Annotated in this window: 10 protein-coding genes; 3 read left to right on the forward strand and 7 right to left on the reverse strand. The window is 43.6% G+C overall.

All coding sequences use genetic code 11. The features are described from left to right. Positions 1–1,926: hypothetical protein (locus HY58_RS13550; RefSeq protein WP_156123692.1), on the reverse strand; the 1,926-nt coding region annotated here is incomplete at its 3' end. Between the two features lie 675 nt (positions 1,927–2,601). On the opposite strand from HY58_RS13550, the gene HY58_RS13555 reads away from it, so the two are divergent. Next, positions 2,602–3,699: a C1 family peptidase gene (locus tag HY58_RS13555; RefSeq protein WP_039132937.1), complete on the forward strand. Its 1,098-nt coding sequence runs from the start codon at positions 2,602–2,604 to the stop codon at positions 3,697–3,699. Positions 3,700–4,033: 334 nt separating this feature from the next. On the opposite strand, the gene fusA is transcribed toward HY58_RS13555, so the two are convergent. Beyond that, positions 4,034–6,178 carry an elongation factor G gene (gene fusA / locus HY58_RS13560; RefSeq protein ID WP_039132940.1) on the reverse strand — a complete coding sequence of 715 codons (2,145 nt, stop codon included), beginning with the start codon at positions 6,176–6,178 and terminating at the stop codon, positions 4,034–4,036. Between the two features lie 319 nt (positions 6,179–6,497). On the opposite strand from fusA, the gene HY58_RS13565 reads away from it, so the two are divergent. Next, the gene (locus tag HY58_RS13565; protein WP_039132941.1) at positions 6,498–6,974 is read left to right on the forward strand and encodes a hypothetical protein; all 477 of its coding nucleotides are present in this window, start codon (positions 6,498–6,500) and stop codon (positions 6,972–6,974) included. Between the two features lie 72 nt (positions 6,975–7,046). Here HY58_RS13565 and HY58_RS13570 read toward each other — a convergent pair whose 3' ends face one another. From HY58_RS13570 to HY58_RS13590, 5 genes are read right to left on the reverse strand one after another with little or no spacing between them, the layout of a single operon-like run. After that, positions 7,047–7,616, reverse strand: a complete 570-nt coding sequence (locus HY58_RS13570) for a gluconate 2-dehydrogenase subunit 3 family protein (protein WP_039132942.1) — start codon at positions 7,614–7,616, stop codon at positions 7,047–7,049. 31 nt (positions 7,617–7,647) lie between these two features. After that, positions 7,648–9,369: a GMC oxidoreductase gene (locus tag HY58_RS13575; protein WP_052324126.1), complete on the reverse strand. Its 1,722-nt coding sequence runs from the start codon at positions 9,367–9,369 to the stop codon at positions 7,648–7,650. Positions 9,370–9,374: 5 nt separating this feature from the next. Then, positions 9,375–11,054 carry a GMC oxidoreductase gene (locus HY58_RS13580; RefSeq protein ID WP_039132943.1) on the reverse strand — a complete coding sequence of 560 codons (1,680 nt, stop codon included), beginning with the start codon at positions 11,052–11,054 and terminating at the stop codon, positions 9,375–9,377. A gap of 44 nt (positions 11,055–11,098) precedes the next feature. Then, positions 11,099–11,983 carry a hydroxypyruvate isomerase family protein gene (locus HY58_RS13585; RefSeq protein WP_039132945.1) on the reverse strand — a complete coding sequence of 295 codons (885 nt, stop codon included), beginning with the start codon at positions 11,981–11,983 and terminating at the stop codon, positions 11,099–11,101. A gap of 9 nt (positions 11,984–11,992) precedes the next feature. After that, positions 11,993–13,267 carry a sugar MFS transporter gene (locus tag HY58_RS13590; RefSeq protein WP_039132955.1) on the reverse strand — a complete coding sequence of 425 codons (1,275 nt, stop codon included), beginning with the start codon at positions 13,265–13,267 and terminating at the stop codon, positions 11,993–11,995. Positions 13,268–13,496: 229 nt separating this feature from the next. On the opposite strand from HY58_RS13590, the gene HY58_RS13595 reads away from it, so the two are divergent. Continuing rightward, positions 13,497–15,236: a GMC family oxidoreductase gene (locus tag HY58_RS13595; RefSeq protein ID WP_039132959.1), complete on the forward strand. Its 1,740-nt coding sequence runs from the start codon at positions 13,497–13,499 to the stop codon at positions 15,234–15,236. Positions 15,237–15,243 lie beyond the last annotated feature (7 nt).

A 15,243-nucleotide genomic window follows, 5' to 3' on the forward strand; every position in this document is an offset into this window, starting at 1 on the left:
ACCGCAATTATCATCACCAGCTACACCAGGAGCATCCGGTGTTGGATTAATCGTAGTGGAAATCTGACAAGGAGGAGGTCCTATTTTAATAACTCCCTTACTTAAAATGGTCAACTGTACTTCGTATGTTCCGTTTCCCGTTACACTTACTTCAATACTTGAAACATTTGTAGCGTCTCCAACTATTGTAGCATCAGCACCAACTTCATTTATGATTGACCAGGTGAAATCGAAATCATCATCCCAATCATCATAGGTTCCGTTGAAACTGTAAGTAAGATTTGCTGTGCCTTCACATGCATTCGGAGGACCAGTTATAGAACAGGTTGGCAAAACACTTTGAATAACTAAGCAAACCTGGTCTGTTGAACTGCAACCATTTTCATAAGTGGCAGTTGCTGTGAATGTATATTGATTCGCATAAAGCGGCACCAATCCGTTTATCGTGAATGACGCAGTACCATCTCCATTATCAACAAAAGTTACATCTCCCTGGTTAGGTTCGAATGACCAACTAACATCTGCACCTTCACTTGCAGTGGAGGTTAGTGTTACAGAATTACTCTGCAGAATATTTAAAGTATAACAAGTGTTACCTTCTGTTGGAGCAGAGACGCCTGTTCCGGTACTGATTAAAGCATCCACAGTTGGTTTAACAGGAGAAGGTGACTGCAAGGTCAATCCATCTGTACACTGCACATAATCATTACCGGTAGAATAAGTTCCATCCGGAACTAGTGCAAGATTAGATGGAGTACCATACGGATAAGTGGCACAAATCTTAGCTTTTACCGCGCCATCGGGAATGATTCCCAATAAAAGATTAAGTGGAGTTGTTCCAAGATCTGTACTTGTAATTGGTACGCCGATCTGAACATCATTCTGATTATAAAGAGTAATTGAATAAAAAGATGCTTCCTGACCTGCAGCTGCATTATCAACCAATGCCCACTTTCCTGCACTACCTACTACGTTATAGCAAACTGTGTAAGTTTCTCCATTCTCTGCACACTCTGTAGTGTATCCATCATTCTCGATCGTACAGGTGGATCCACCACAGCCATACCTTGATTTATAAACAAGGTTCATGCTGTTTGGAAAACTGGATTTACCAACTCCTGTGCCAGGATCGGCCATCCACATTGCCAGGTAATAATTGGTAGGCTTCTTAAATGAGGGAACGGTAATGGTTGACCAACCGTTACCGCTTAAACCGCAATCAGCATATAATAAAGTCCCGCAATTTCCGGAAAGGTTATTTGCCTGTGTTGCATTGCCAACATCAGGATAACCTGTATAATTTGGAAAGACTGTTCCAGAAGTCAGCTGTGTTGGACCTGCATTAACAGGATCAACATAATAGAGAGCCCAACCCACTGATTCATTGGTCACTATCTGAAACTGGTAAGTTCCGGCAAGTGGCCGGATGTCAAAATTGAACCAAACAATTTCTTCGCCCTGTGTTGGACCCGAAACCTGAACGCCCCTGGTTTCAGTTACCTGACTAAAGCATGGTAAAGCTCCCGGTATAGCATTAGGTAATGTTCCAATGTTAAAATCTGCTGAATTGTAAATTCCCGCAAATGCTTCCAGTTGTGATTCTGTTTCAGCCGAAGATGCACATCGCACAATTCCTTTAGGCTGCAGGTTTGGAGATGCAGCAACTTCTGCAATCCACTCCCCTCCTACTTTCCGCCAGCCATCACCGGCATACCAACGGTGAGCCGTACATGGCGATGACGCCGGCTGTGCAAACAGCGACGACGCGGCAAATATCAGTAGAAAACTAAAAATGAAAGCCCGCATGACCCGCAAAGCGGCGCCGGAACTCCCTGATAGGGTTTTTGAACAACATCGCGTGGATGTACGCTCATACGGATGCACGCCTCTTAGGCCTGCACCATTTTGGGTAAAAATGGGGACCATACAATAAGTTTTATGTATGAAAAAAAATACTACTGCGCAGAGCAGGCGCATGGCTTACCCAGGATAATTGAAAAAAGGCATTAAGAGGAGATCAACAGAATAGATTCAAGAAGGTACGTAGACAAGGGTTAATCAGGAGATAGAAGAATAGAACCCAAATATAGTAATAAGCCGCCTGCATTGTCAATAGTATGTTAAACATATATTTCTGCAACATTGATGCAATTCAATAATAATAACCCAATTTTCCATTTTTAACAGATTGTGGAAAAAAACCAAAAATAAATTGCTTGACGATTATCAATTTTCGACGAATGACCACTAACGTCCAGTTATACCCGAAAAGCATTCGTATTATTTTTATTTTATATTTATTAACAGTACATTAAGAAATCAGTATCCGCAGTAATACTATTCACCGAAGAACAGACCCTGGTTCAGGGTTTAAGAAAATGATGAAAACTCAATATTAGCGGCCTTTTTCACGCAATTCATTGGCATATTTATTGGTTATAGAGTGAGACTGATTCGAGTGCCTGTGAAAAACGAAATAGTCCCCTTTCAAGACTTCTATTTGACCTTTTCCAAGCACATTATTGAACCAAACAAAACATTGTTCCATTTAAAGGGATTAGCGCGCTATTCCCATAAACCCTATAATTAAAATCGATACGTATGCGAAAAATCCAATTGAAAAACCTTGCAGGCATCTCACTGCTCATTGTGGGAAGCCTGAGTTCCTGCCAGAAAGAAATTAGTGACCAGCAGGAAGCACTATACGAAGGCCCAGGATCTGAAAGATCACTGGGAGCAATTTTCGATGATGCTGCCGAAATCATGAAAGTGAAGGCAGTAGTTTCAGCTGATTATGCCGCTGGAAAATTTAATTCCTTTACTACCGGAGATGCAGTATTGGGTGCAAAAGGCGGTGGTAATGGAGCAAAGGGTGGCAAACCCAGACCTGCTGCCGATGCAGATGGGGATGGAATCGCTGATACAAATGACTCCTGCCCTACCCAGAAAGAAACCTTCAACGGTTACCAGGATACAGATGGATGCCCCGATACTGCACCAGTTCCCACTGATCCCGAAGTTCTGCCTCCACCTCCAACAACAATTCCTGCGAGTTTCATAATGCCCGCCCCTCCTGTTGCTAACCAGGGAAGTGAGTCAACCTGCGTTACTTTTGCGGCCGTTTATAACGCACGATCAATTGAACAATATTACAAGACTGGTGCTACCAGTTTCAGTTTATCTTCCAATATTTTCAGTCCGGAGTTTGTTTATAACCAAACAAAGGTGAGCAGTAGTTGTGCCAGCGGATCGGCAGTTATCACCACACTTAATTTCCTGGTGAACAAAGGAAGCTGTACCTGGAGTACCATGCCATATTCCTCCAGTGATGGCTGTACTACTTTGCCAACAACTACTCAAACTGCGGAAGCGGCCAATTACCGCATCAGTTCATATGTTCGTGTACTAGCAAGTGATCGTACTGCTATGAAACAAATGCTGGCAGCCAAACATCCTTTAATAATGACCTTTACTGCGGATGCTAACTTTTACAATTATAAAGCTGGTACTATTTGGAACAGCTACTCTACAACATTCTATGGCCCGCATGCTATGACCATTGTTGGTTATGATGATGCTAAACAAGCTTATAAAGCCGTTAACCAATGGGGTACATCCTGGGGAGATGCAGGATATATCTGGATCGCTTATGATTTCCTGCCCTCCATCAGCTACGACCTTTACTCGATCAAACTCTGATCAAACATTTGATAGTTAATTAAAACAGGCCGCCTCAGTAAACTGAGGCGGCCTGTTTGTTTTGAATACTTCCCGTCAACATGGGTAATAATAAGGCTGTGCTGTTACATTTTAAAGTCATTTTCGAAATTGGGTCACATTTGTTCTATCCTAGGGTTATCCTAGGGTTTTCTTAGGGTTTATAGCCCAGAATAACGCTGGCATAACCCTGACATAACCCTAGTACTAAAGAGATAAAATGCATAAACAACACATATTAAATATTGGAATCAGTAAAGCCTGGGCATAAAAAAAGCCATCCTTTCGGATGGCTTTGCTATAATCTGAATAATTATCAGGCATTCACTTTTCCTTTCACCTTAGCGATCACTTCTTCAGCGATGTTATTAGGTGCCGGAGCATAATGAGAAAACTCCATGGTAGAAGAAGCACGACCTGAAGAAAGGGAACGTAACTGTGTTACATAACCGAACATTTCACTCAGCGGCACTTTTGCTTTAATAACCTGTGCACCTGCACGGCTATCCATTCCTTCCATCATTCCCCTGCGACGGTTAAGGTCACCTGTTACATCTCCCATGTACTGGTCTGGCGTAACAACCTCAACTTTCATGATAGGCTCAAGGAGAACTGGTTTGGCCTTACGGGCTGCTTCACGGAAACCTTGCTTTGCACAAAGTTCAAATGACATCGCATCGGAGTCAACCGCGTGGAAGCTACCATCAAATACACGGATCTTCATGTTCACAACAGGATAACTGGCGAGTACACCATTTACCATTGCGAGCTGGAATCCTTTCTGTATTGCAGGAACGAATTCACGTGGAATAGAACCTCCGAAAAGATCGTTCACAAACTGGTATCCCTGACCAGGATTAGCTGCCAGCCACTCTTCATCAGCCGCGCTGAGTTCGAAAACGATATCAGCGAATTTACCACGACCACCTGTTTGCTTCTTAAGGGTTTCACGGTGTTCAACACGACCGGAGAAAGCCTCTTTATAAGCAACCATCGGAGCACCCTGGTTAACTTCCACTTTAAATTCACGACGCATCCGGTCTATGATAATCTCAAGGTGCAATTCACCCATTCCACGAAGGATGGTCTGCCCTGTTTCTTCATCTGTATTAACCCTAAGCGTCGGATCTTCTTCAACAAGTTTGGCAATGGCCATACCCATCTTATCAACATCAACCTGCGTTTTCGGTTCTACTGCAACAGCGATTACCGGTTCAGGGATGAACATATTTTCAAGGGTGATCGGATGATTCTCATCACAAAGTGTATCTCCGGTCTTGATCTCCTTAAAACCTACCGCCGCTCCGATATCACCAGCTTCGATGAAGTCGATCGGATTCTGCTTGTTGGCGAACATTTTCATGATCCGGCTGATACGCTCTTTTTTACCACTTCTAACATTAAGTATATAAGAACCGGCGTCAAGATGACCTGAATAGACCCTGAAGAATGCCAGGCGTCCAACGAATGGATCGGTCATGATCTTAAATGCCAGGGCAGCAAATGGTGCCTTGGGATCTGCCTTACGGAAAACGGGTTCACCTGAATCAGGATCAGTACCCTGGGTATCAGGAATATCAACAGGAGAAGGCAGGTAACGGCAAACAGCATCAAGCGCTGTCTGAACACCTTTATTCTTAAATGAAGATCCGCACATCATCGGCACGATGCTAAGGTCGATGGTTGCTTTACGGATTGCCTCATGCATTTCATCTTCAGTGATGGAATTAGGATCATCGAAAAATTTCTCCATCAATTTGTCGTCATATTCAGCTACTGCTTCAACGAGGCTGGCTCTCCACTCCTGTGCTTCTTCTAACATATCAGCAGGAACTTCGATTTCATCAAAGGTCATTCCTTCTGTTTCCATATGCCAGATGATCCCTTTCATCTTGATGAGATCCACAACTCCTCTAAAATCATCTTCAGCACCAATAGGTAATTGAAGGGGAACAGCTTTTGAACCAAGCATTTCCTTCACCTGCTTTACTACGTTGAGGAAGTCGGCACCAGAACGGTCCATCTTATTCACAAATCCAATACGGGGAACGCCATAGCGGTTTGCCTGACGCCAAACAGTTTCAGACTGAGGCTCCACACCATCAACGGCAGAAAACAGGGCGATCAGTCCATCGAGTACGCGCATGGAACGTTCTACCTCTACAGTAAAATCAACGTGGCCCGGAGTATCAATAATGTTGAAAGAATATTTCTTTGTATTGGCATCCGCAGTACCCTTATTGGTTGGGAAATTCCACTGACAGCTAACGGCTGCTGAGGTAATGGTGATACCCCTTTCTTTTTCCTGCTCCATCCAGTCGGTAGTAGCGGCACCGTCATGCACTTCACCAATTCGGTGAATCATACCGGTGTAACGGAGGATACGCTCCGTAGTTGTGGTCTTGCCGGCATCAATGTGGGCCGCAATACCAAAGTTTCTTTGAAATCTTAAGTCTGCCATTGTTGTATGTTAAAATGTTAAGCCTTTTTCATCTCCGGCAAGGAGCCGGTCAAATAGGAAAAACTGACGAAAATCGTCACCAATCCCAATTTGGAGCGCAAAGGTAGGTATTAGTAATGAAATTATAAGCGTTGTTAATAAGTTAAAGAAATTAGTACCAGGCAGTAAAACAGATGGGTTTTAAGAAACCAACAGGTTATCCACCATTTAAAAAAACTATACATAAAAGTGACTGACATATTGGTAGATAGGTGCAAGCGATGTAAATTTAGAAATCAAAGTTTATTAACCCATTTCTCACTCAAAATCACGCATTAATATGCCCACAAAAAAGAAGGCCGCCAAAAAAGCTCCGGCCAAAAAGGCAGTAAAGAAAGCAATAGCAAAAAAAGCTATAGCTAAAAAACCAGCTAAAAAGGCTGTTGCTAAAAAAGCGCCAGCTAAAAAAGTGGCTAAAAAAGCAGTAAAAAAAGCAGCTCAAAAGAAATCTCCAATGAAAAAAGCGGCTAAAAAGGCAGCACCAAAAAAAGCAGCACCTAAAAAGGCAGCGGCTAAGAAGGCGGCACCTAAAAAAGCAGCGCCAAAGAAAGCAGCCGCTAAAAAGGCTGCACCAAAAAAAGCGGCCGCTCCAAAGGCAGCTAAATCTGCTCCGGCAAAAAAAGCACCTCCTAAAAAAGCTTCTTCAAAATCAAGCCGTTCTAAAAAGCCCGCAGCGCCGGTTGAGCAACCATCTCTTCCAATGGTGGAGTCTCCAATGGTTGAAACACCATCGTCAGAATCGGAAAACCCAAGTTGATTTTTTTATTCAACCCCGAAATAAAAAAAGCCACCGCATATGCAGTGGCTTTTCTATTACTATTCCGCTTTTTTAAGTTGCCCAGGCCTTATCTCCTTTATTATAAGGAATGCAGCCTTCATATTTGCCAGGTACTGCAACATATCTCAATGCCTGCGTAGCACCGATCTCTGAACTAAAATATCCCAATAGCGTCAGCTCCTTCATCATGCGGAAATAATGAGCAGGATCTTCTGCTTTCTTGGAAGAATGATGGTCCTTCTGCTCTTTATCAAGGGCTGTCAACAGTTCTTTTTTCTGTGTTGCATCAAGCTTCATGAAGCCCTTGCTGAATTGCTTTTCACTGGCTGTTTCAAGCGCAGCCATCCCATCCACAAAAACTTTCTGATCGGCCTCGGTATAACAATCTGTTACCATCACCTTCATGAATGCACCTACCTTAGCAGCTTTTGCTCCAGGCGTATCAGTGGTAGGGATTATGGTTTCTGCCACCTCATCCAGATAGGCAATTTGATCAGTACTAAAGTCGGTTAGACCAGCTTTCTTATCAGCAGTTTTACAACCGGTAAGGAACATATTTGAACCAACAATAGTTCCGCCCAGTAACACCGCTACCGCAGATACGGCTTCTCTTCTATTCATAATAATTCAGTTTTTCGGTTATTGATTGCAGTTATAAGTTTCGTTTTTTTAATTCAGACACAGCATGATCAGCAGCCCTTGCTGTAAGAGCCATGTAAGTTAATGATGGATTCTGGCAGGCTGATGATGTCATAGCTGCCCCATCTGTTACATATACATTCTTTGCATCCCAAACCTGGTTAAATGCATTGAGTACAGAAGTATTAGGATCCCGACCCATTCTCGCTGTTCCCATTTCATGAATACCATGCCCCATGGCATGTCCGGTATCATAAGTGCGAACATTTTTCACTCCCGCTGATTCCAGCATGGCCACCAATTCATTTTTTATATCTTCCCGCATATCCATTTCATTCTGCTTAAGCCCTGCATCCATCGCCAATACCGGCAGCCCCCACTTATCGTGACGCTCCTTATCCAATAATATCCTGTTTTCATGATAAGGTAATATTTCTCCAAATCCCGTTGCACCTATTGTCCAGTTTCCGGGCTCCGTGAGGGCGTCTTTAAATTCCTTTCCAACTGACATTTCCGCTATCTCCCTACTCCAACCCATTCTGCTTGCACCACCCTGGTAGCCGAATCCTCGCAAATATTTTCTTTTGTCGCCATTAATATTTACGAACCTGGGAATATAAAAACCATTTGCCCTCCGTCCATAATAGTATTTGTCTTCAAATCCTTCAACCCTGCCACTCGCACCCAGATTATAATGATGGTCCATAACATTATGCCCCAACTCTCCTGAGCTACTGCCTAACCCTCCCGGCCAGATATCTGTAGCAGAATTAAACAGCACCCATGTAGAGTTCAGTGCCGAAGCACACAGAAATACAATTTTAGAATTGTAGGTGTAAGTCTTATTATTTTCTGCGTCCAACACTTCTACACCAGTAGCCTTTTTACTATTCTTATCATAAACAAGTTTCGTTACAATAGAAAAGGGTCTTACAGTGAGATTACCTGTTTTCTGTGCCGCAGGTAAAGTAGAAGATTGTGTGCTGAAATAACCACCAAAAGGACAACCTTCCCAACACCGGTTTCGAAACTGGCATTTGCTGCGGCCTTCAATGGGAGCAGTCAGGTTAGCAACTCTGCCAATGATCAACCGGCGCTGGTCACGAAAATGAGCTTTAATCCTCGCTGCAACATCTTTTTCCACACAATTCAATTCCATTGCGGGGAGAAACTGTCCATCCGGTAAATGTGGAATGCCTTCCAACGATCCGCTGATACCTGCAAAACGTTCTACATGATCATACCATGGGGCAATGTCTTTATACCGGATAGGCCAGTCGATTCCATGTCCATCCTTAGCATTAGCCATGAAATCAAGATCGCTCAGTCTATAGCTTTGTCTTCCCCACAATAAAGAACGCCCGCCCATCTGGTAACTACGCCACCAGGTAAAGGGTTGAATTTCCGTGTATGGATTTTCTTCTTCATTTGCCCAATATTCCATCACGGGCTCATTCAGCGCCCAGCCACGTGCAATCACAGGATAATCTCTTCGTTGCAGGTCAGTGACCTTACCACGATGTGCCATTTCCCAGGGGTGATTATTGGCTGTTGTATAATCCTTTATATGCTCAAGTGGTCGCCCTCTTTCAAGCATCACTACTTTGAGTCCTTTTTCACAGAGTTCTTTGGCTGCCCATCCCCCACTGATCCCACTGCCTACAACAATAGCGTCATAGGTATTGGCCTCTTTTGCAGAGCCATTGATATTCACTTGTGTTGAATCGCCGGGCATAATTATTAAAGGTTACCTTTTTTCAATTCAGACACGGCATGATCAGCAGCTCTTGCTGTTAACGCCATATAAGTTAATGAAGGATTCACACAAGCGGCGGAGGCCATAGCCGCGCCATCTGTTACAAAAACGTTTGGTGCATCCCAAACCTGGTTCCATTTGTTCAAAACCGATGTCTTTGGATCCCTTCCCATACGAGCAGTTCCCATTTCATGGATACCTCTTCCAGGGGTTCCATCACCATCCCATTTACGTACATTTTTAACCCCTGCAGCAATAAGAATTGCTTCTCCCTCATCCATCATGTCCTTGCGCATTTTCTTTTCATTCTCCTTCAGCTCGCAATCAATGGCAAGTACATTCAGTCCCCACTTGTCTTTAACTGTTTTATCAAGCGTTACTTTATTCTCATGATAAGGTAATATCTCACCAAAACCTCCCATACCCATTGTCCAGCCGCCAGGTTCAGAGAGCGCTTCTTTAAGTTCGGCGCCGATATTAAGTTCAGCGATCTCCCTTCTCCAGCCACTTCTGCTGGCAGAGCCCTGGTAACCAAATCCACGCACATAATCACGTTTGTCATTTCCCACATTCTGGAAGCGTGGAATGTAAAATCCATTCGGCCTTCGACCTGAATAATATTTATCATCATAACCTTCAACGATTCCACTCGCACCAACACCGAGGTGGTGATCCATGAGATTATGTCCAAGTGCATTACTGCTGCTACCCAAACCATCAGGCCAGATATCTGTTGCACTATTCATGAGTATCCATGTTGAGTTCAATGCAGATGCATTCAGGAAAATGATCTTAGCGAAATACTCATAGGTCTGGTTTGTTTCTGCATCAAGCACTTCAACACCTTTAGCCTTTTTTGTATCCTTATCGTAAATGATCTTAGTTACGATTGACCATGGCCGTAAGGTCAGGTTACCAGTTGCCATTGCTGCAGGTAAAGTTGCCGATTGTGTACTGAAGTATGCGCCGAATGGACAACCCAGCCAGCATTTATTCCGATACTGGCAATTGGAACGACCATTGATTGGTGCCGTTAAGTTGGCACTACGCCCAATGATGAGTGCACGCTCTCCTTTAAAATGTGCCTTGATCCTGGCGGCGGCATCTTTCTCAACACAGTTTAATTCCATAGCTGGCAAAAATTCGCCATCAGGAAGGATAGCCAGGTTTTCTTTAGATCCATTTACCCCCGCAAACTTTTCGGCATAACTGTACCATGGAGCAATATCATTATAACGAATAGGCCAATCAACACCGTGGCCGTCTTTAAGGTTAGCTTCAAAATCAGTATCACTAAAGCGGTAACTCTGCCTGCCCCATGTAAGCGAACGTCCACCAACATGGTATCCGCGGAACCAGTCGAATCGTTTTATCTCTGTATATGGACAATCCTTATCACTTACCCAAAAATCAAGGTTGGTTTCATTGAGGGGATAATCACGTTTAAGAACGGGATAGTTCGCAATCATTTCCTGGGTGCGGCCTCCACGGTGAGGGAAATCCCAGGGATGTTTGTTGGCATTCACATAATCCTTCACGTGCTCAACATTTCTGCCTCTTTCAAGCATCAATGTTTTAAGCCCTTTTTCCGTTAATTCCTTAGCGGCCCAACCTCCGCTAATTCCGGAGCCAATTACGATGGCATCATAAGTATTCTCGGCCATATTTCTTATTTGTGGTTTGTTTGATTGTTGTAGTTAATATTGAATTACACATCACATAATTGCACAGCTTTACGCAATGATGCAATTTTATCGGCTGCAGCCGGAATGAATTCCTGTGCCACATAACCCTTAAAGCCTGTAGCAGCAATTGCTTTCATGATAGCAGGATAATAAAGTTCCTGACTCTCATCAATCTCATGGCGGCCAGGATTCCCACCTGTATGATAATGGCCGAAGTACTGGTGATTGTTCTGGATGGATCTCATGATATCTCCCTCATCGATCTGCATGTGATAGATATCATAGAGCAATTTGAAATTTGGGGTTTGAAGTCGTTTGCAGAGTTCAATGCCCCATGCCGAACGGTCGCACATGTAATCTTTATGATCCACCCTGCTATTCAGCAATTCCATTTGTATGGTAACACCATGCTTTTCTGCCAGGGAAAGAATCTTCTTCAATCCTCCCACCGAATTCTTAAGGCCGGTTTCATCGTCCATGCCATCCCTGTTTCCACTGAAACAGATCAGGTTTTTATAACCAGCTTTAGACACCAATGGAATCATCTCCGTGTAATTTTTCACCAAAGTATCATGGTATTCTGTGTGGTTGAATCCATGTACAAGGTTAATCTCAGCACCATTACACATGGAAGATTCGAGTCCATATTTTTTTAGTACATCCCATTCATTTGGCCCTACAAGATCAATGCCTTTTATTCCGATATCTTTTGCCTGCTTACATAATTCGTCCAGGGAAAGAAATGAATAGGTCCATCTGCAAACAGCATGATTAATATTACCTTTCATTAAATTATCAGATTTTTCACTGCAACCGGATGCAAGAGATGAAATAGGTGAGAGCGCCACGCCAGCACCTGCTGCCAGGATTTTTTTCATGGCATACCTTCTTGTATTTTCTGGTTTCATAGTTCTATTTTAGGCACCCGCTATGGTTACTTTTTTTCTGTTTCGCATATAAATTACCAGCCCTGTAAAGGCTACAACCAAAATGATGGGGATCACGGCAGTTGCTTTTAAAACATCCGGTCCGGCAGAGAGTTGTGCCGCTGCATACTGGGCAGCTTCACTGGATCCCGCCGCCGCCGACCTGTAGGTATCAAGAGCTGCGCCTTCCGGCAATTGTTTCATCAAAAGCCTGTCATAAAAACCTCCCATGAATAAGGTATAAACTGAAACAGCGAACATACCAGCTCCACCCATAAGGTTAAGACCCAGCGCGCCAGATTTTGGAATATTCTCCGCTACAAAACCCAGCATGGTTGGCCAGAAATAACATACGCCTATACCAAATATAAGGGCAGCAAAATAAAGGGAATTACCACTCATGGTACTAAGCATATAAATCCCGATTGCAGCCATGATTGCCGACATCAGTAACACTCCCTGCGGAGAAAAGCGATGTACTACTGGTTCAGCAAGACCACGACCTACAACCATCACGCCCGTGGTAATGGTTAGAATCAGAATTGGATTGTCTGTAACATTATTAAGGAGTACTCCAACCCACTGTCCGGTAAAAAGTTCGGTAATAGCTGTGCCAAACATACAGATGAACATGAAGAGGAATAAAGGTGTGGCTACTGCCTTGTACATTTCAGCCGTTGAAACCCCTGCGGCAACACGCTCGGTAACGGGAAAGTCTAACCGCGAAAACAGGTATCCATATATTAGTGTTGGCAGGATCATCATTGCTACCTGTATCTGCCATCCTATGCCGAGTTTATCGAATAGGAATACTATAAGGGTACCAATGAAAATTCCTCCCGGAAACCATAAATGGAAATGGTTGAGCTTAGTAGTTTTATTTTCCGGATAAAGTGTTGCCACCAGCGGATTACAGGCTGCTTCTACAGTACCGTTTGCTATACCAATCAGTAAGGTGGAAATAAATAATGACCAGAAACCACCGGCAAAAATGGTTAGCACAATTCCTGCGAGGTGGAATATAAATGCTACGATCAGAAGTTTTTTCATTCCAATGGCATCTACTACCATCCCTCCAATTACAACTGCAAGGGGAAAGCCCCAGAAAGCTGTTGCAGCAATGGAGGCAAGTTGAGGAGGATCCAAATGAAATTCCTGGCCCAGTCGATTCAGTATCCCTGCCCGGATACCAAAAGACAAAGAAGTTACTAACAAAGAGAGGCAGCTGGCTACGAATAGTTGATTACGGTTAATGTTGGCTTGCATATCGTTGGTTTGCTCTATAGACGATTATAAATTTATGGGATTCGTGTGTATTTGTGACACTAATATTTGTACTCGCAAAAAAAAGATCAGATTCACCCCTATTGTTGCACTATTTTAACCGATTGTTCATTTTTTTTATCAAATAGGGAGGCTGGTGAATTTTCTGATTTTGAATAGGTTTAATACCTAATTTTAATTCTTTTACTTCATTTCCAATTCATATCTAACGATGGGTGATTTGCAGATCAAAAAACAGCCAAAAAAATACGATGTTATTATTGTGGGGTCGGGTGCCGGTGGTGGAATGGCCGCTTATATTATGGCCAATGCAGGTTTAAAGGTCTGCCTTCTGGAAGCGGGTCCTATGTACGATCCGGCCAAGAATGTTACCCAGTTGAAAAATCCCTGGGAATCACCGCGTAGGGGCGCCAGTACACGCTTCAGACCATTTGGTGATTTCGACGCCTGTTACTGGGGCTGGGAAATTGATGGGGAACCATATACAAAAGCTGCCGGTACTGAATGGGACTGGTGGCGGGCGCGCATGTTAGGCGGTCGTACAAATCACTGGGGAAGGATCTCCCTTCGGTTTGGACCCAAAGATTTTAAGCGACGTAGTATTGATGGATTGGGTGAAGACTGGCCAATTGGGTATGATGATATAAAGCCTTATTACGACCGGGTTGACCAGCTGATCGGCATTTTCGGAACCAATGAGGGATTGGAGAATGAACCCGATGGTATCTTTCTTCCACCGCCCAAGCCAAGGCTTCATGAACTCTTTATAAAAAACGGAGCAACAAGAGCAGGTGTTAAAGTAATTCCATCAAGACTTTCCATTCTCACAAAAAAGATCAATGATAGCAGGGGTGCCTGTTTCTATTGCAGTCAATGTAACAGGGGCTGCCAGGTGTATGCCGATTTCTCTTCATCGTCAGTACTGATCAAGCCGGCAATGGCAACAGGTAATATTGATGTTATCCCGAATGCAATGGCAAGGGAAGTACTCACTAATAAAGAAGGCCTTGCTACCGGAGTTTCATATGTCAATAAGGATGACATGCTCGAATATCAGGTGGAGGCCAAGGTTGTGGTACTTGCAGCGAGTGCCTGCGAATCTTCGCGACTCATGCTTAATTCAAAATCACAACGTCATCCAAATGGAATTGCCAATTCTAGTGATGTGGTAGGAAGATACCTGCATGATTCTACCGGAGCAGAAATGGGTGGATTCTTACCACAATTACTGGGGCGTAAAAGATATAATGAAGATGGTGTTGGCGGGATGCATGTTTATTCTCCCTGGTGGCTTGACAATAAAAAAATGGATTTCCCACGTGGATATCATATTGAATATTGGGGCGGAATGGGCCAGCCCGCCTATGGCTTTGGCGGTGGTATCCAGTTCCAGAATGGTAAATATGCAGTTAATGGCCAGAAAAAGGAAGCTGGTGGCTATGGCGCTTCCCTGAAAGAGGACTACCGCTACTTTTATGGCGCCAGCGTGGGCATGGCAGGTCGCGGTGAAGCTGTAGCCTTCCGCGAAAACAATTGCGAGATAGATCCCAATGTTGTAGATAAATATGGTATACCTGTACTACGTTTCAATGTTAAATGGAGTGATCATGAAATCAACCAGGCAAAGCATATGAAAGAAACTTTCCGGGAGATCATGCACGAGATGGGTGCAATCATTACATGGGGTGATGATGCTAGTGCAGCTAATAATTATGGTCTCAACCCACCTGGTAAAATTATCCATGAAGCCGGAACTGCAAGAATGGGTAACGATCCGAAATCATCGGCACTCAATAAGTGGAACCAGGCCCATGATTGCAAAAATCTTTTTGTTGTGGATGGCGCGCCATTTGTTTCGCAGGCTGATAAAAATATTACCTGGACAATCCTGGCCTTGTCAATGAGAGCAAGTGAATACATCATTGACCAGTTGAAAAAACAAAATATCTAACCCATAT

It is taken from the genome of Flavihumibacter sp. ZG627 (assembly GCF_000814325.1).
Classification (GTDB): domain Bacteria; phylum Bacteroidota; class Bacteroidia; order Chitinophagales; family Chitinophagaceae; genus Flavihumibacter.